We start from the raw sequence: 19476 nt of genomic DNA on the forward strand, positions 1-19476 counted from the left end.
CTGAGAGTCAAAACAAACTAAAATGGTTATCTTTGCACAACAAAAAAATAAGCTGTCTTGCTATGCAAAAGAAACTTGCTAATATTCTCTTTTCTACACGTCTTACTGGTATTTTATTTATTGTTTATGCTATCGCTATGATTGTCGGTACGTTTATGGATGCTGGTCAGGATACCTCACCAACACCATACTCGAGACATTACATCTATAATGCGTGGTGGTTTGAGCTCATCATGATATTATTCATGATTAATTTCATCGGAAATATCTTTCGTTACAGATTATTACGAAAAGAAAAATGGGCAACACTCATATTACACTTAGCCTTTATTTTTATCCTTTTAGGTGCAGGCATTACACGATATATCGGATTTGAAGGTTGGATGCCTATTCGTGAAGGTGCTACAGAAAACACCTATTTAACACGTGATATTTATTTGACATCTTTTATTGATGGCGATTTAGTTGTTGATGGGCAACAGCAACGACGCGTAGTTCAAGAGCGCGTTGATTTTTCAGAGCGTTTGGATAATGATTTTATGGTGGAAACCGAATACAATGGCATTCCTGTAACCTTAGAAGTCAAGAAATTTGTGCAAGATGCCGAACTGGATATCATTCCGGGAGATGAAGGTGAACGCTACTTAAAATTAGTAGAAGCTGGAGATGAAGCCTCTCACAGTCATTTTATAAAAGATGGTGATGATGAGCTCATTCACAATGTGGTATTCACTTTAAACAACCCTAAGAAAGGGGCCGTTAATTTTACAACAAAAGACAATCAAATTTTTATTGAAACCCCATTTGAAGGCGATTATATGACGATGGCAACACAGGCCACTGGGAAAGTCTATAAAGATTCAATTCAGCCTTTAGTCTTACGGTCACGGTATCAGATGGCAAATATGGCTTTTGTATTTCCAAAGCCTGTAATGCAAGGTCAGTTTGGTGTGGTTAAAAAATCAGAGTTGTTACGTAGCCGCGAAGATGGACTTGTTGTTGATGTTACGGCAAATGGAGAAACTAAAACGGTAAACTTATTAGGCGGACAATACGTCAACGGACGATTCGAACAGGTGAATGTTGGCGGTCTTGATATTGCGGTGAAGTATGGGTCTATTGTTAAAGAATTGCCATTTAGTATCAAGCTTAACGATTTTATTGCAGAACGCTATCCTGGAACAACCGATAATTTTTCGGCCTTTGCTAGTGAAGTCACCGTTATAAAACCAAATGAAGCGCCTTACGATTATCGCATTTTTATGAATAATATTCTCGATGAAGGTGGTTACCGTTTCTTTCAATCGAGTTTCTTTCCAGATGAACAAGGAACTAAACTCTCAGTGAATCATGACCGTTGGGGAACTTGGGTGACCTATTTTGGATATATGTTATTGTATTTTGGATTGATGGCCATCTTATTTTCTAAAGGAACACGTTTTGCAGACCTCAAGCGCATGCTAAAAAAGGTAGAAGATAAAAAGGCTAAGATCATGTCGATGGTTCTTTTATGTTGTGGTTTGTTAGGGTTTTCGCAAGAGCATACCGAAAATGATGGACATAATCATAATGCAGTAGAACAACAAGAACATTTTGAAGGTGATGGTCATGACCATACTGCGAAAGTGGCTTTTGAACGTCCAACTAAAGCAGAAATTGATTCTGTCATTCGTGCAAATATCAACCCTAAAGAACATTCTGATAAGTTTGGTGAACTTGTGATACAAGATTATTCTGGACGAATGATGCCTGCAAATACCTTTGCTTCTGAAGTACTTCGGAAATTGAGCAAGCGTGACCATTACGAAGAATTTGATGCTAATCAGGTCTTGATGTCTATGCAGGAGAGCCCGTTGTTTTGGTATAACGTTCCTGTGATTTATTTAGCTAAGCGTAAAGCAGATTCCATCCGAAAAATTATTGGTGTTGGTACCGATGTAAAACATGTGGCGATTACTGATTTCCTTACCGATGATGGTCGAAATAAACTTGGCCCTTATCTTCAAGAAGCTTATAGTACAGAAACACCAAATGCGTACCAAACGCAGTTACGAGAGGCTTACGATCGTATGAGTTTGTTGTTTAATACCTTAGATGGTCGTTCAATGAAGATATTTCCTGTGCCTAATGATGAAGGGAATACGTGGATTTCTCCTGTAGAATACCGCGAAGACTATCGTACTAAAATTAAAGATACCCTCTACGGAAAGTTTATCGAAAATAGTTTGGGGTATTACCTTGGCGAATTATATAAAGCACGACAATCGGGAGACTTCTCTACTGCCAATCGTTTGTTGGAAGGCTTTAAGAAGAATCAACAGCAGGAGGGAAGTGAGGTGATGTTATCGGATGATAAGATCAAAGCTGAAATTTTATACAATAAGTATGATATCTTCAAAAACATCTATTTGTTCTATATGTTTTTTGGTGTGGCTTTGTTTATCTCATTAATCGTTCAGATTTTTAATGCGAAAAGTAAATTGGTCAATGTACTTGTTAAAACATTCGGTATTGCGATTATTTTGTGTTTTGCAATACATACAGGAGGGTTAATTGCACGTTGGTACATTTCGGGTCATGCGCCTTGGAGTGACGCCTACGAATCGATGATCTATGTGGCTTGGGCAACCATGTTCTTTGGTTTAGCCTTTGGACGACAAAGCCGACTCACCATGGCAGCTACGGCTTTTGTAACATCCATGCTATTATTGGTAGCACACTTAAACTGGATGGATCCAGCGATTTCTAATCTGCAACCTGTTTTAGATAGCTACTGGTTAATGATTCATGTGGCAGTAATCGTAGCGAGTTACGGACCATTTACGTTGGGTATGATGTTAGGATTAACTGTGCTCTTCTTGATGATATTTACAACCAAAGAAAATAAGGTTAAAATGGATCTTAATATTAAGGAACTCACGATTATTAATGAAATGGCATTAACCGTTGGGCTTGTCATGTTAACCATAGGAAACTTCTTAGGAGGTATGTGGGCCAATGAAAGTTGGGGACGTTATTGGGGTTGGGATCCAAAAGAAACTTGGGCATTGATTAGTATTATGGCTTATGCGTTTATTATTCATATGCGACTCATTCCAGGCATGCGAGGACGTTTTGGATTTAATTTGATGTCTATTATTGGTTTAGGTTTTATCATGTTTACCTATTTTGGTGTAAACTTCTACTTGGCAGGATTGCACTCCTACCAATCTGGTCAGCAGATACTAAGTTATAAGGTGATTGCTATCGTCTTAGTAGTTTTAGCTCTTATTGCTGTGATGGCCTACCGCAAATATGCGAAGTATTATAGGAAGTAGATTTGTCACCCTGAGCGCTATGTCACACTGAACGCAGTCGAAGTGCAATTAAACGACAAATAACTACTTATATTTATAATGCGTGGAATTCCTACATTCAGAAAGCAACTGTAACTGCTCTGAATCATTTTCAATCAACGCCGTTTTCTTGGCTCTAGTCCAACCCTTTATTTTCTTTTCGTAATAGATGGCTTGAAGCACATCGTTAAAAACTTGATAAAATTTTAATTCTAATGGTCTGCGTTTATAGGTGTAGCAATTTTTATATGTTCCAAATTGATGCTGTTTAATTCGTTTGTCTAATGTACTAGTTATGCCTGTATAATAGGAATGCATTTGGTTATGGCGTTTTGTTGGGTTTTAGACTGACATTTATAATGGTTTTAAAGTTAGTGCTTTTATTTTAAGTGTAGAATATTGACTATAAAAAAAAATATTCACCTTACCACATTAAGTTATTGTCACACTGAGCGACTGTCACACTGAGCGCAGTCGAAGTGTGTATAAAGTCTAACGCATGCTTAACATCTTGTTAAACAGGGTGTTATAAATAAAAAACATATATTTCGCTTTGAAGTTAGCAAACACAGTTTAATGAAGTGTTTTACACATGAGTCTTCGACTGCGCTCAGACTGACATAGTTATAGTATTAAGATAAGACTTTAAAATTAAAATAGTTTTGCGCACTGAGTCACAGTCGTACTGCACTACAGGCACTAAACTCTTTGCCACACTGAGCGACTGTCACACTGAGCGTAGTCGAAGTGTGTAGCAGTCGAAGTGTATTCATTTGCTTTTACACCCAGATTCAAATACCTTTACTGCATACAAAACAAAACACCCATGAAGTTTCTAAAAGAATTCAAAGAGTTTGCTATAAAAGGCAATATGATGGATATGGCTATTGGTATCATCATTGGAGCTGCCTTTAATAAAGTGATAGATGTACTGGTCAAAAAAGTGTTTATGCCGCCATTATCTTTAATGACTAACGGGCTCCATTTCCAAGATAAAAAATGGGTGTTACGTGATGCTGTAGTTAATGCGCAAGGCGAGGTTACTGTTCAAGAAGTTGCTATAGAATATGGTGTATTGTTTGAAACCACTTTAGACTTTCTTATTGTTGGGCTCACCGTTTTTATTGTGGTAAAAGCTATGAACCGTTTACGTAGTAAAGCTCAAGACCCTAAAAATGAGGTTGTGGCCACACCAAAAGATATTGAGTTGTTAGCTAAGCTTACCGATTTAATGGAAGAGCAGAATGCCTTGTTGAAGAAAAAGTAGTTTTTCTTTTCTTCATTGCCAAAAAAAGAAATCGAGGTACGAGATTCACGAATACATTTTTAATAAATGAAATTGACATGAGCTAAACAAAAAAGTCTAGCCCGAATTTTAAATATTACCTATCTGTTCCTCGAAAGCTAAACAAAAAGAACTCAATTTTGCTAGGGCAAAATCTCAAACAGCTTTTTGTTTTAAACGCTTTACATCGTCGGTAGGTTCACAATATTTAAACTTAGGGCGATTAAGATTCTGGGCTTTCTAATTATCAAATGGGATGAACTATTTTGAATTTATACTCAACCGTTTTCAGAAATAACGAGCCTCAACATGTTATAAATAGGCTTGTTCTAGGAGTTTTATAGTTGTTGTTTTGGAAATCACCATTGGACTTAAAGAAAAGGCGAGTGGTACGCAGTAATTTCCTAATAAACGGTTTTGATTTTTTTGCTTTGTTTTTTTATCAAGAAAAAAATGAAGGAAGGTTATTTACAATTCAACCTTTTTCCAAAGTAATTCACTATTGAGTTGAAAACTCCCAATATGATCAAAACTACAGCTATTTGGCTCTAGAATAGACAAAAATGCTTCGTCATTTTTATCGCGATAGAGGTGATAAGTCTCACCAACAATAGGCTCAAAATTATAACGTGCGTTATAGACCAGATTATTGTATTCTAGTTCTTTAATCATTTTATCGTATTCGGCTTTAAGTTCTAAGTATTTGGCTTTGAGTTGCTTATTAGCTTTTAAGACGTTACGATCTTTCCAAGATGACGTATCAGTTACTATAATAGCTGGTGCGCCTACATTAGTGGCATAAGGTTTAAGTGCCGCATCATAAGATTGCGTGTCATCATTAAATACAACTTGATCTGGTTTTTTGTCTGTAGTCATACTAAGTATTGGTTTTTACAAAGATAACACTCGTTAATATCATGAGAATGATAATACGAAGTTAAAATTTTTACTAACTTAGAAGTGTTAATCAACTAATTCTCATGAACTTTATTAAAAAAATTGGTCTATCAAATATATTTATGTTGGTCTTATGCGTACTAATTATTGTTGTTGCAGAATATCTCTTTTTACGTGGAGATCAACTTCATGCTATTTTTGTAGGATTGTGGGCACCTACACTTCTTGGAATAGTCATCTTTATAAAACTTATACGTAATGGACGCTAACGATATTGTATTATACTTTTCGGTGTTTGTTTCCATTTGTGTTGTGATTTGGGCAATTTTGGCGATTCGTGCTTATGATAAAGTGGATCGGGATAGGTGAGGAGCCTCTAATTTAAACGATATATATGATACTAGACAGTTTACGTATTATTAACGATACCCTAAACAAGGTGTTAAAAAATGAATTTGAAACTCAAGACCATATGATTAGCGTGTCTGGAGTGAGGTCAACGGGCTCTAAGATTCCGTTACGCTTATCGCTAGTGAATATGGATAACGAGCATACAACGCATGTGGCTATTGGTCGTCAACCTACAATGACTAAACCTCCAAAGCATACGCGACTTTATATAGTCATCTCTACAAATCCTGAAACACCTTATGAAGAAGGCATTAAGATGTTAGATGCAGCAATGAACTGGTTTGATGAGAATCCATTACTCACGGCAACCACATCACCTAATCTTCCAAAATCAATAGAACGCATCGTCATTGAAAACTATTCACAAACTTTGGAAGGCCAATCGGTGTTATGGCAAGGATTGGGCGCGGCTTACCAGCCGTCAGTGGTGTATCAATTGCGGGTAATTGGGAATGGTTAATGGTTAAAGCTATGATATATAATTTGTATATTATTAATCAATATTCTATTTCTTTAAAATAGGATTTGACATAGAAGTCTTTCCAAATGATTCTTTACCAGATTTATGACAATATTTCTCAGGAAAATCATAGTTTTCAAACTGCACCCAAGATTGAAAGGATTTATATGACATTGGCTTTTTTGGATTAAAAGTGATTTTCTCACCTGTTCTAATACAATAACCCATTTTTGAATCATAATCTTGGTTAACTCTCTCTGGCATCTTGTTTTTAGAAGACCCACTAATTATTTCTTCAGGAAAATCTGATAGTTTCTTTTGGTCTAATTTATTTCTACTCTTATAGCCATAGAAATATTCTGTATTATCTATCAAGATATCTGAGGTATTAATGTATGTTTTTCCAATATTTATAATTAGTTTATTTGTTTTATAAATTGGGCGTTTAATAAAAACTGCATCACTTGTTTCTGCAATTTCCATACAAGTATTAAAAGCATCATTATCTACATTATTTGAAGTAATATTTAGTTGATTCAAAATTGATTGTTCTGAAAACACTCCAAATTCAATGTTTTCATTAGTGAAGGAAAAGTCATAAAGATTTACAGAAGTAACTACTCCCATTTTTTCATTCCCATAATATTTTCCATGTAGTTTTGGTGCATAAAGAATACTTACTTTTGGAAACGTTTTTAAAAAGTCAAAATCATCTTTACTCAGACTCTTTTTTATACTTTTTTCGTTTTTACCAAATACAATTATTATATGAAGTTTTTCATTGTACTCATGAGCCTTGAAAAGGTCTTTGAAATGTTTGTCGAGTTTAATGTATGGTGAAACTAATAATAATATATCTTTAGCTTCCCATATTATTTTATTGATTGAGGTTTCTAATTCTTTTCCAGTTAAAAATGTACTCATAGAAGATTGTGTTTTGATTTATTATTTTCTAATAATTCATTTTATATTATACTTACAAAAACTCCAAAAACCTTTAATTCTTCTAGATCTTCTTCTAAAAGAATAATGTCTTTAAAAGATTCATTATTTGATTTTGGGCTAAGTGTAATGGATTTATGATGCCACCCTTTTTCATCAACGGTTTTTGTGCTTTGATAGTATTTGATAGTAAAACCAGAGCCATAATCTTTATCTTGAATTTTATGATGTTGAACTATTACTGTTTTTCCATTCCTTGTACCTCCTGGGTCTTTTTTAAATAGACAATATGAACCATTAGGAATAATTTTGTTCATAGATTCTCCAACAATTTTACAAACAAAGTAGTCTTCTTTAGCAGATATATGTTCAGGTAACTCTATCCATTTATAATCAGAAATTAATTGTAAATCACTAAATTCTCCTGCAGCCACTTTTAAATCTAATAGTGGAACAGAATTTACATAAGGAATTACATTTTTCTCTTCAATGATTCTGAATTTCAACTCTTTTTCAAAAGAAAGAATATGCTTTTTAAAGTATTCTCTCAAATTTTTGTCACAAGCGTAAATGTATGTTCCCTTAATCCCTCTATACATTATAGTTTTGTATATGTTTATAATGTATGATTTTAAATCTTCAATACTTTCAACACCGATTCGACCATACTTATCAAAATAATTATTTGCATCGATCTCAATTGTATTGGTTGTATTGTTATATTTGATTTCTTTACCAAAAATAACCCCAGTATAATTCAAGTCATAGCCTTGACATGTATGTATACATCCTATTTGCTGAAATGAGTTTGGGGAATTAATCCAATCTTTATGTGTTTTATTCCATTGAAATTTTAACCCATCTATTTCAATATCTATAGCATCTTTTAAATGAGGATTTTTTTTAGGGTCAGACCTCCATTCCCATGAGTAACCTGCTATTAGTCTACATAAGCCAAGTACTTCTTCTTTTCTTGTTAACTCTTCATATAAATCTTTTAAAGAGTCAAAGACTTTCAAATCATAATTGTTAGGTTTGTAAAAATGATTTTTATTTAATTGAACCTCAAGCAGTTTGTCAACAAATGAGATATAGTCATTTCCCCCAGCAACACGCATTTGAGATTTTAATTCGATGATTGATGTTTTGGGATTTGCTAATAAATTATCAAAATAATTTTGACTAATATCCGAAGGTTTTACGGATTGTTTTGAATCATAAAATAATATTTGATTTTTACTATTTGCTAGTATCCAATCGAGTTCGTTGCCTTTGTCATCTAAACCGAGTTTTTGGTTGTTTTTTTTGAAAGTACCTCGCCAAGAAATATTTTTGTATTGTCTTAATCTATGAGCTTCGTCAACAATTAATAAATCATAATATTCATTGAATGTATCAGATGGGCTAATTACCATTGAAGCTTTTAAACCTGGTACTTTTCGAAAAACCTTTTTTAAGGTTTCTCTAAGAGAAGTCATAGCTATGACAAGTCCAATTTTTTTGTTAGGATATTTATCTGAGAATTCCTTAATTAAATTTATTTCATGAACCTCATTTTCGTTTAAATCTTCAAGGTCATAATCTGATTCTTCGGAATTTAAAAGTTTGATAAAATATGTTGATAAAATGGTTTTACCTGTTCCAGCACTTCCTTTGACAAAAATCATATTAGATTCATTAATCACTAAAGCATCTAATATTTGTATTACGGAGTTATACTGGTCTTCATTTAGGGTCTTATATGGAGAATATTTAAATAACTCAGTATTTTCAATTTCTTCGAGAGATTTACTTATTATTCTTTTTTCTAACAATTTATCCCAAACTACTCTAAATAAGTTTTTATATAAATCTTGCTGATAATAATTATGGTTTATCAATCCATAGTTTCCGTTCTGTAATTTATAAGTCCCTTCGGATGAAATATACTGAATTAACTTTGATTCAATATCTAAGGTTGCCGATTTATTAAATTTATCTGAGCCAATTATAGATATTTTTTTAAGATTAGATTTTTTAGGATTAGCTAAATGGTTTTTTATTCTACTTGTAGCATTTGTAGATTCACCAACATAAGCAATTTTAGTCACTTCATTTTGTATAAAATATACTAATGGCCATTTATTTTTCACCCAAGTGTTTTCTTGGATTTTTTTTAAAGTTTCTTTATTAAAATCATATTGTTCAGAAACCTCAATTGATAACTCAAATGATAAACTCATAATTCGTTATACTTTTTTGCAGTTCCCTTCGCTTTTTCTACAGGATATTTTTTATCGTTCTCTTTTATTTTCTTTTCGACTATTTTAGTAATGTCCATATTATGCTTTTCAGCAAGAAGAAGACAAAACGAGATGATATCAGCTAATTCTTCTTCTAGTTTTTCTTTTTTTACATCTTCATTTTCTTTCCACAAAAACAATTCTAATAATTCCCCAGCTTCTATACTTATTGCCAAAGCTAAATCTTTAGAATTGTGAAATTGTTCCCAATCTCTTGCATTTCTAAACTCGATAAGTTTTTCAATTAGATTTTTAATTTCTGACATTTTAGCGGTCTTATTTTAATATATGTAAATACATAAATCAATAATATGATTGATTTAAAATCAACAATTAATTAATTTTAAGGGAGAGTTTAAATATAGAGACTTTCTTGCTCACAGAAAAGTAAAACAACGTAATTATTAGAATACTTTTTATGATATAATTAACGACCGTTTAGAGTGTTTCAGTCTTTGACTTTAATTTCTTTTTAAAACGTTCCCAATACGCCTTTCGATGGTAGATTAAGTTTTGGAGATAAAAGACTAAAGCAATATAGGTGAGATTAAGATTTACATTAAAAATGCCATATAAGAGTAAGGCTAATATACCCATAGTAAAGACAAACGAAAACCCTAGTAGGAGTCCACCAATGACTGGGATTTGTAAAACAACATTTTCAAAATGCGTTTTTGGCAATAAAATAACAAAAGAGAATGCTGCAAAAATAAGTAATAAACACACCATTAAGCCTGCTGTGATTTTATGCTTGCCATGTTCTAAATTGAGATAAGTGTTGGTGACAATTAATGGCCCAGGAATATCACCATAAAGCGTGCCTTTTGTATCGGTATTAAAATTTCCGACGACCACCAGTTTATCACGAACATAAGAATCAAAAGTAGTATTGGCTTTAATGAGGTCTCCTAAATTGACGAGTGGGTAAGTTCTAGTTTCAAATACATTATAGTTGTTAATATAATGTTCTGGGACAAAGTCATTAAAAACTAAGGCGCCATCAAGTGAACCAAAAAAGAAATAATCGGTATAGGTCGTTTTATGTAGGTCTTCATAAATTGTAAGTGGCATAGATTTGAAATCTAACCTACGATTGTACAATTCATATTTATAAAACACACCTCCTGCAGTATAAGCATCTACCAACCCTGAGTTTATGTCTCGATAAGGTTTTAACGAGGTTGAAAGACTGTTCTTTCTAGGGATAACAATTCGTTCGGTTGTTTTTAAAATCTTAGCAAGATCGTCGTCATAGGCTGTACTGTCTTCAAACACGATATCACAAATGATATAGTTGTAAGAATTACTGGCTTTCAGTTTTGTGAAGAGTTTGATTAATTTTTCGCGATCTACAATAACCAGATTGCCTTTTTCAGTAGTATACTGATCATAATTTTTGGTAAGGGCATTATCATAATGTGTATTCACTAATAAAACATCATGCGAAGGTGTTGTCATAGCATCACTAAATAGCGTATTTTTAATTATCGGACCTAAAAAAAATGCTTTACTATCATGTGCTGGGAGTAAATAAATTTTCTGTACCAAGAAGAATAGAAGTAGTGCAAAAACAGAATTACCTACTATAAACCATCGGTTCTCTTTTGATAAGATATTAGTCAATGGTAAAGTCGTTTAAGTTTAAATCTGAAGTATAAGTATCTTGAATATAGTCTGTTAATAGTGCCTCATGCTTTTTTCGCTTTACGCCTTGTTGAACGAGCCACTGTTGATAGAGTTTCAGTTCGCTTTCAATAGACTCTAACTGAATTAAATCAAACTTTAAATTTTTTAAGTGTATTGTCTCGGTCGTTTCTGCATTATAGTAATGCAATTTCATATGTTCTGGCACATGTATACTAGTTGAATCAGGTGGTGTTTCAAATGTTGCCTTGCTAATTTCAATAAACCCATTAGAACTCATGTCTAGTTTTGAAATAAACTCAATAGCGTTTCTTTTATAGGACAAGAAATAATAAGAATTCTGGTCCTTAGGACGCTTATAAACCTTAATTGTCTTAGTGTGATACAGCGCATTGTTTTTGAAAATGAGTTGTATCGCATCAGAGTTATCGCCACGTGTGGCCGTATATTCTTTTACTGGTAAAATGTTATTCTTTAAATAATAGACAAGTGCCGAAGTTGTTTCCTGTTCTGGTTTATTCGGAAAAAGGACCACGCGACCTTTTAGATTACTTAAAATAACGGCTTTAGCCTTATCTGTTGCGAACTTAAATTTTGGATTGCCGAAAAATTCATCACCTACTTGTATGGGTTTAGTAATACTATCGTATGTGATAGAACCTTCAACTTGTAACACGAGAAAGGCTTCTTGAGAGAAACTATGAATACAGAAAATAAAACTAAAAATTAAGAAGAGTTTACGCATTAGTTACAAATCGTGTTTATAAAAATACTAAATTTATTGCAAGGATAAACTCATGATAAGATATTCTCTTTTAATACTATGTGTTCTGTTTTCATTGGAAATGAAAGCCCAATCTAGTACATTGTTTTTTGATACTTATGAAGATAGTAGAAAGGCAAGGTCACTTTGTTATGATGAAAAATATGACGAGGCCATGGTTTATGTGAACAAGGTGAAGTCTAAAGTTGAAGCGTCAAAACAACCTAATTCGTTAGATACATTTGAGACATTTTGTAGTATCAGTATAATTGAAGCCGATATCTATAAAAGGACGAAGCAATTTGATAAGGGAATTCAGTTAGTAAAAGGCATTAGGGAGCATATTTTGAACTCTTATGACATGTTTAATATAGATGTGTTTTCGTATTATAGTATGCTTGTTTTGAGCGAAAATGGTATATATATAGAAGCAGAACGCTATGATAAATCCTTGACACTCCTTAAATTTTTTAAATATTCCATTATCAATGAATACAATCTTAAAAATCCCAAAATTTTTAGTCAATATGAATTGGTGGTTCTTCAAGAAGGAATGACATATCTTAGTAAAGCTGATTATAAAGGTTATTCTGAAATGCTTCATATCGAGGCCAATAGGATTAAGCCAATGATGAAAGGTAATGTAGATAAGTTGGACTTTTATTTTACTAATATGGCGTCTTCAATTGATAATTCTGTAATGTCTTTTGAAATAGATCCTGAAAATAAACCACGATATCTAAAAGCAGCACAAGACTACAAACGCTTAATTGATGAACTTCTACTTTATAATTTTGAAAATACGCTCATAAAACAAAAGTATCTTGAGTCATTTACGAAGCAATATTATAAACATAAAGCAGATTACTTTAACCCAAGGAGATATAGCGTAATTCCAGAAAGAGACGCTTTAATAGAAGCTAAGTCTAACCTAGAAGCATTATCGATTCTTATTCAGTCAGATTCAATTCTTAAAAGGAGTGATAAAATAAACTTAAAAGAACGCTTTGAGAAAAATATAGCTAGTATTAAACAGAATATTTTTGATATAGAATTGAATGAAGGACGTTACCAAAAGCTATTAACTGAGTCTAAAGAAAAGGTTAGTCAAGTTACCAACAGTAAAGATTATTTGTACTTCATGAATAAGCTTGGAGAACTTTCAATATTGCTAACAAGCGAAATGTATAATCAATATAAAGCTGCGCTTAAAGCATTAATAATTGAAGCTGAACAATCTAACTTAAAAGCTAAGGATTGGGCATCCTATTGTGAACTCAATTACTATATTTATTTAAACCTATATTCAGTTCATAGTCAGTTAAATGATTTTGAAAAAGCTTTGGTTAGCATTGATAAGGCAATGGAATTCTATAATAAACAGCCTTCAGAAAAGATACTTTCAGAAGTACTTAATAGTTCAAAAGTTTATTACGCTACATTATATTTTCAGCAGCGAAATTTTAAAAAGGCTTTAGAATATTATGAAGATACAGATATTCTTGACGACATCGATGAAAATATGATGTCAAGCTATAGTTTTATAGGGCAAATTTATTATGAAATGGGAGCATTTGATAAAGCTTTACTTTGGCAAAAAAAGTATCTTGATTATCTAGAGCCTAATGAAGAAGACTATGGTTATGATTATGCTAATAGTTATGCACATCATCAACTGGGAAAAACATATTTGGCTTTAAATATATTTGATAAAGCAGAAAATGAATTTCTTATCGCTTTAGAAGGCTACCAGTCTGATACAGAATTTGTAAACCAATCTAATTATATTCTTATTACTTTGTATGCCGATATGGGTATATTATATGCTAACTGGAACAAAATGGTAAAGTCTGAAAAAAATATGCGATCCTTTGCTAAAAAGTTTAGAACGCCATTTTTTGAATCCTTACTTAATGTTAATGAATATAAAAGAGCAAATGTAAACTCTCAAAATGTTCATGGACCCAATACCTTGTTTTATTATCTATCTCAAAATAAATCGAATGCTGATGATTTAATTGGTTTTGGATATGATTATGCCTTATTGTCTAAAGAACTATTGTTAAATACTTCAGAGACCATCAGAAATAATGCGTCTATTAATGATATTCCAGAGTTGAAAGCCATAAATACTAAATTAACTGACGTTAATAATCAATTAAAGGAAATTGATGTTGTAAACAGAGATTCATTAATAGATCATTCACGTGCTTTTGAAAAAGAAATTATTATTAGAGGAAAGAAGCAAATAGTACAGTTGTTTGAAAATTCTAAAATTGAGTGGACCGATGTTCAAAAGAACCTTAAACTTGGAGAAGCTGCGATTGAGTTTGTAAGCTTTAAACCATATAGGTATTTACAAAATCAAGATGATGTGATGTATGGTGCATTTATTTTACTGAAAGAGGCACAGTTTCCATTATTTATAAGCCTATGTTCCGAAAGAGAACTTACTGATATTGTTAATCCAATAGTTTCAAAAACGGGGACTACGAAATCTGCAATCACAGAATTATATGAAGCAAATAATACAACTATGTATAATCTCATATGGCGGCCACTTGAAACATATATAAATAAAGCGCAAACCATATATTTTTCACCATCTGGAATCTTGCATAATTTTTCGTTTTCGGCACTTGTTACGCCTTTTTCTAACACAGAACTTCGTACGCCGCAAAAATTAATTCAACTAGGAAGTACAAAAGATATTGTCAATTTTAATAGCGTTGCGAAGTTTGATAAAGCTGCACTGTTTGGTGATATTGAATATAATTCTACGCAGAAACCTTCTGAAATAAGAGGTGATGATGCAGCTATTCGATATAATAGAGGTTCAGATTTTAAAAAATTACCTGGTACAAAAAAAGAAATTGAACAAATAGAAAGGATATTGGAACAAAATGCGATTCATTATACCACTTTTATACAAAAAAAGGCTTCAGAAGAGAATCTAATTATTGCTAGTAATGAAAAACCTGATATTATTCATATTGGCACGCATGCGTTTTATTTAGAACCCATAGCTGATGAATTTTTCGCAACTGATTTAATTGGTTCTGGGTTTTTAAATCAACAGAGTAATCCGATGAATAGATCTGGCTTAGCTTTAGCTGAAGCCAATTACTTTTGGAAATATGGTAATAAAATCACTAAGAATAGAGAAGATGGTATATTAACTGCTAACGAAATATCGACATTAGATTTAAGAAATGTGAAGCTTGCAGTAATGTCTGCTTGCGAAACTGGATTAGGTGAATCTCAAAGTAACGAAGGTGTATTTGGCTTACAAAGAGGTTTGAAAATGGCAGGAGCGCAAAAACTATTAGTGTCACTTTGGAAGGTTGACGATAATGTTACTCAAGAATATATGGTTGAATTTTATAATAACTTAATTGAGCAAAAAAAATCTATTCAAGATGCCTATTTTAGAACACAGAATAAGATTAAAGCAAAATATCCAAATCCATATTATTGGGCAGCATTTGTCCTTATTAACTAAATAATATCTCTTATCAAGATATCGTTAATCCCTATAACTCACCCGATCCCGAATACCTCCGCTTTCTCGATGTATAATCACATCGGCTTTGTAGCGCTTCGCCAATACTTTTGCCTTATTTATCGCAGTACTTTGTTTACGGTGTTTGGAGGTGATACGTTTGTTGCCTTCACGTCGTACTGCCCAACCGTTATCGTAAGGCACCACATGCTGGTGCCACGTACGTTTGCGTTTGACGTCGTAACCTAAGGCTTTTAATATGGCGTGGATTAGGTTTTGGATGTCTTTGGTTAGGGTATTGGTTTTGGGCATAGGTTTGTTGGTGTTCTCTGTTGTTAGCGTAAAAGTACTAAATCACATTGATTTTTGGATGTAAAGCCATGATCTCAGTACTTTTTTCATTGATAAAAAAGAAATCGAGGTACGAGATTCACGAATACATTTTTAATAAATGAAATTGACATGAGCTAATCAAAAAATCTAGCCCTAAGTTTAAAGCCTTTTGATGATACGTGTCGGTCATGATTTACCTTAATTAAATATAAATTTATCTAAACTTAAGGTAATCCCACCTTGGATGCTATAGATGATATCATCATATCTAATGTTTAAGTAGTCTCTACCATAATATGCTGATATAAAGTAGCCAATAGCACGATGGTTTTGAGGAGCAATTTCTAATAAGGCTCTCCCACTAAAACGGTATTTTTTGGTGTCGTTGGTAAGGTTGGCTCTAAACACATCTAAATCATCTAAAATATAACCCAATTCCGACCTGAAGTGTAATTCGTAGCCTTCACTAAATTTCTTGGTTCTAAAATCATAGAGTCCTAAAAGTCGATGTCTGCCATAAGTGCCGTCTTGTTCTTTGGAGTAAGCAAGAACACTCGTATCGTCACCAAAATCATAACGATACCCCAAACTGGTTTGATGTAAGGAGCTAATCCCTTTATTAAATTTTCCATAGGTCAATTGGAGTATGAGGTAGTTGGTTGAAAAGTCACCATCGAGATAGGAGTTTCTAAACTCCGACGGATTGGTGTCGTCTGGTGTATAATAGAAGCCTGTGGCTTGTCCGTTACTATAGTGATGCGCTCGCAATAGCAGGTTTACAAATTTCAAATCATTTGGTTTAGAATCAATCATCTGATTACTTGGGGTCTGCTCGCTTCCATAAGCCCAACCTGTATAGTTGTTATATAAGTTGAAATACCACGAAAACCCTACTTTATTGCTCCCAGGTGTTAAGGGTTTAGATTCATCTAGAGTCATTCTGAAAGTACCATTATAATCAAAAGTGATGCGGCTACGCTTGCTATTTTGTCCTCCCGTTTTTTTTCCGAAGAATAAAGGAAAACTCAAATTGATATTGGCTTCTATGAGATAAAAATTACTACTCCGACTTTCACCTTCTCGCAGCGGAATGCGTCTGTCTCCAACCGAATTTACATAAGGTAGAGGCGCTAAGTAGGACACCGACTCATTAGCAACCCACGATTTCTGAAGGATATCGTAGATGGTTTTTTTATGTTCTAAAGTCTTAAAGTCTTGCTTGCTAATACGCACTAAGGTGTCGTTTTGGCTAAATAATATTGCTGAAATACATAACATCACTAGAGTAGTGATAAAAGTTCTATGATTCATAAGCTTACTTTTTTTCTTTTTTAACTTTATTTACAAATGAACTGAGGTTGGTAGCATAGCCAACCATCAACTGAGGAAACACCTTGTAATTACCTAAATTATAATGACCGCCTATTCTAAAATACACACCAGCATTGCTTTCATCAGAATTAGTTAAGGAGTAGATGTTTGCGACGGCTTTAAGATTTGGCGCGTTGTTGGTTGTAGAGAAATCGATGTCATTTTTATTAGTTCCGTTAGCTCGAAACCAGTTTAAGCCAATGGATAAATCGGCGCCAACACTAGATTGCGGTCTGATTTCAAAATTAATATCAGCTTCTTGTCCGATAGAAAATACTTGAAAGCCTTTCAATTCATTACTGGTAGTTCCAGTACTATCCTGTGTTCTTAAGTTATATTCAATACCAGTTCTTAAAAAGCGCAAACCGTATCTGAGATGCACAAATGTTGAAGCGCCTTTCCATTCAAAAGTGTAAGGTGTGATATGAATTCCTGCGTCAATATTATTATTGTTTAAAAGGTTGAAATTATTGGTGGTGAACAAGGCAGCATTAGTGTCTGAGGTATCATCTGGATCTGAAGAATCGTCTAAAGTGACCTTACGTGAACTATTTTCAAAACCACTAAAAAGATTGACTGAAGCATAGGCTGTGACATTATCAAACCAAGTAACTCGTTTAATATTTCTTAAATTAAATGGAATTCTAATCCGACCTTCTGCAACAATTAAACTATTGCTGTTATTAGTGTTTAGCCCTAGAAAATCTGAAAAGAAAATACCTGTAAAATAATCTCCAATTTTACGTTCTTTCACTTTAGTAGGCTGGTCTGCTTTAACTTTAATTTCGCCATTTTTTATGGCATAATTGTATTTATTATAAGGTAAATAATCTAATACGTCATCATAATAGTAGGTGTATTCTGTTCCGTCTTCATGGAAAAAAGAATTGGTTTGGGAACGGTTATTCAATTCTCGTAATGGCAAACTGTATAGTCTATTGGTTAATACTCTAGTTTTGGTATTTGAATCTTTACTTAAACGGCCTACAATGCTGATGTTGTCCGCACGATTATTGAAAAAATGAACGTTGACCGAATCGACTATTAACTCAAGCTCAGATTTCTTTACAGGTTTTAGTGTGTATTTAGGTGTCTTTTTCAAATACCAATTTCTCGTATAAACTATAGTGGAATCGCCTGTCTCATTTCCATTAGAGTCAACTACTTTTTCGTATTTGATTTTTCTGTGATATAATGGAACTTTTCTATTGAGTGCCATTTTTCCACTGTAAGTAGTTTTAGCATTCACTTGCTTGTCGATTTCACTTTGCAAATCATTATCAAATTGTTGTTTTGTATCGGCTACAATTTTGCTTTCTTTTTTGGTGGTAATCATGTGATAGACTTTACCAAGCGTTTGTCGGTTGAGGGCTGTATCTTCAAAGGCATTGTGTTGTGTAATCATACCATTTACAAACTCATTTTCTGAAGTTGAGATATCGAATGCACCATATTTAGAAGCGTCGTCTTTAGTTTCTGTTGATTTGTAAACTTTTAAATGAATTTGGTCATTGATGAGAAGTAAAAAATTAAACGACGCAGACGTAGAATCTGTGTCCTTAAGTTTCTGTGAGGTTAAAAAAGAGTAGCTTTCATTTTTTGAAATAGATTCGGTATAGAGTTCTTCTAATAAATCGTCAAACTGTTTTTTTATTTTTGGAACAAAATGCTTGGCGATGCCATCTTTAATCTTGACCAATTCTTTTTGTAATTCAGTTTTAAATTCATCAGACTTGGTAGTAACCACATCATTGAACTTTATTGTAATGGAGGATTTTAATAGTTCTTTCTGACTCAATTCATAGATGGAGTCATTAGCTTTTTTAATTTTAAACTCAGGAAAACCCTCTGGTTCATCCTTAAATTTTACAGGAATTTCTTTACCTATAGTAGCAAGATTTAAGCTATCAATGTATACCGTGACTTTTGTATAATCGATAGTCTTAAAATCTTGAAGCGTTTTGTCTTGTCCTAGGATGTTAAACGTGAACTTGTTCACTTGAGTTTTTAAATTCGAACTAAGTGCATTTACAAATTCAAATTCACTAGTTTTTGCGATGGACTCTTTATAGCATTTAGAGCTTTTATCTTTGACTTGACAGATTTCAAATAATTCCTTAGCAGCATCATAACTTAAGCTATACTTTGTGCCGAGAATTGTTGAAGATGTTGTGTCTTGTGAATAGAGCAGTGTTGATGAAATTAAAAACACTAAAATTAGTAGCGATGAGCGTTTCATAATAAGTTGGTT

14 protein-coding genes are annotated in these 19476 nt (G+C 33.1%); 4 read left to right on the forward strand and 10 right to left on the reverse strand.

What is annotated here, in order from left to right:
• Positions 1 to 62: 62 nt before the first annotated feature.
• The gene (locus tag ACTU6T_RS12585; protein WP_460218546.1) at positions 63 to 3317 is read left to right on the forward strand and encodes a cytochrome c biogenesis protein; all 3255 of its coding nucleotides are present in this window, start codon (positions 63 to 65) and stop codon (positions 3315 to 3317) included.
• Between the two features lie 63 nt (positions 3318 to 3380).
• Here the strand turns inward: ACTU6T_RS12585 and ACTU6T_RS12590 are convergent, their stop codons facing one another.
• Positions 3381 to 3653 (reverse strand): GIY-YIG nuclease family protein, encoded by a 273-nt coding sequence (locus ACTU6T_RS12590; protein WP_460218547.1) that lies wholly within the window; start codon positions 3651 to 3653, stop codon positions 3381 to 3383.
• 508 nt (positions 3654 to 4161) lie between these two features.
• On the opposite strand from ACTU6T_RS12590, the gene mscL reads away from it, so the two are divergent.
• Complete coding sequence (gene mscL / locus ACTU6T_RS12595) at positions 4162 to 4602, forward strand: large conductance mechanosensitive channel protein MscL (RefSeq protein ID WP_460218548.1); 441 nt, start codon at positions 4162 to 4164, stop codon at positions 4600 to 4602.
• A gap of 486 nt (positions 4603 to 5088) precedes the next feature.
• Here mscL and ACTU6T_RS12600 read toward each other — a convergent pair whose 3' ends face one another.
• On the reverse strand, positions 5089 to 5496 hold the full coding sequence (locus ACTU6T_RS12600; RefSeq protein WP_460218549.1) for a DUF2452 domain-containing protein: 408 nt from the start codon (positions 5494 to 5496) through the stop codon (positions 5089 to 5091).
• Between the two features lie 415 nt (positions 5497 to 5911).
• Here ACTU6T_RS12600 and ACTU6T_RS12605 point away from each other — a divergent pair, with 415 nt between their 5' ends.
• Positions 5912 to 6388 (forward strand): Pvc16 family protein, encoded by a 477-nt coding sequence (locus ACTU6T_RS12605; protein WP_460218550.1) that lies wholly within the window; start codon positions 5912 to 5914, stop codon positions 6386 to 6388.
• Between the two features lie 45 nt (positions 6389 to 6433).
• Here ACTU6T_RS12605 and ACTU6T_RS12610 read toward each other — a convergent pair whose 3' ends face one another.
• From ACTU6T_RS12610 to ACTU6T_RS12630, 5 genes are all read right to left on the reverse strand, one after another.
• The gene (locus ACTU6T_RS12610) at positions 6434 to 7312 is read right to left on the reverse strand and encodes a phospholipase D family protein (protein ID WP_460218551.1); all 879 of its coding nucleotides are present in this window, start codon (positions 7310 to 7312) and stop codon (positions 6434 to 6436) included.
• Positions 7313 to 7353: 41 nt separating this feature from the next.
• Complete coding sequence (locus ACTU6T_RS12615; RefSeq protein ID WP_460218552.1) at positions 7354 to 9552, reverse strand: DNA/RNA helicase domain-containing protein; 2199 nt, start codon at positions 9550 to 9552, stop codon at positions 7354 to 7356.
• Positions 9549 to 9878 (reverse strand): nucleotide pyrophosphohydrolase, encoded by a 330-nt coding sequence (locus tag ACTU6T_RS12620; protein ID WP_460218553.1) that lies wholly within the window; start codon positions 9876 to 9878, stop codon positions 9549 to 9551. The genes ACTU6T_RS12615 and ACTU6T_RS12620 overlap by 4 nt, the downstream gene beginning before the upstream one ends.
• 172 nt (positions 9879 to 10050) lie before the next feature.
• Positions 10051 to 11235 carry a CHASE2 domain-containing protein gene (locus ACTU6T_RS12625; RefSeq protein WP_460218554.1) on the reverse strand — a complete coding sequence of 395 codons (1185 nt, stop codon included), beginning with the start codon at positions 11233 to 11235 and terminating at the stop codon, positions 10051 to 10053.
• Positions 11228 to 12001: a hypothetical protein gene (locus ACTU6T_RS12630; RefSeq protein ID WP_460218555.1), complete on the reverse strand. Its 774-nt coding sequence runs from the start codon at positions 11999 to 12001 to the stop codon at positions 11228 to 11230. Before ACTU6T_RS12630 ends, ACTU6T_RS12625 begins: the two co-directional genes overlap by 8 nt.
• A gap of 52 nt (positions 12002 to 12053) precedes the next feature.
• On the opposite strand from ACTU6T_RS12630, the gene ACTU6T_RS12635 reads away from it, so the two are divergent.
• Positions 12054 to 15521: a CHAT domain-containing protein gene (locus ACTU6T_RS12635; RefSeq protein WP_460218556.1), complete on the forward strand. Its 3468-nt coding sequence runs from the start codon at positions 12054 to 12056 to the stop codon at positions 15519 to 15521.
• Between the two features lie 24 nt (positions 15522 to 15545).
• On the opposite strand, the gene ACTU6T_RS12640 is transcribed toward ACTU6T_RS12635, so the two are convergent.
• The 3 genes from ACTU6T_RS12640 to ACTU6T_RS12650 form a co-directional block, all read right to left on the reverse strand.
• Entirely contained in the window at positions 15546 to 15833 is a 288-nt protein-coding gene (locus ACTU6T_RS12640; protein WP_460218557.1) for a DUF2188 domain-containing protein, read from the reverse strand.
• A gap of 219 nt (positions 15834 to 16052) precedes the next feature.
• A complete protein-coding gene (locus ACTU6T_RS12645) occupies positions 16053 to 17165 on the reverse strand; it encodes a hypothetical protein (RefSeq protein ID WP_460218558.1) in 1113 nt (370 codons plus the stop codon).
• 4 nt (positions 17166 to 17169) lie between these two features.
• A complete protein-coding gene (locus ACTU6T_RS12650) occupies positions 17170 to 19464 on the reverse strand; it encodes a hypothetical protein (RefSeq protein WP_460218559.1) in 2295 nt (764 codons plus the stop codon).
• Positions 19465 to 19476: the final 12 nt, after the last annotated feature.

The organism is Psychroserpens citreus (genome assembly GCF_055686305.1).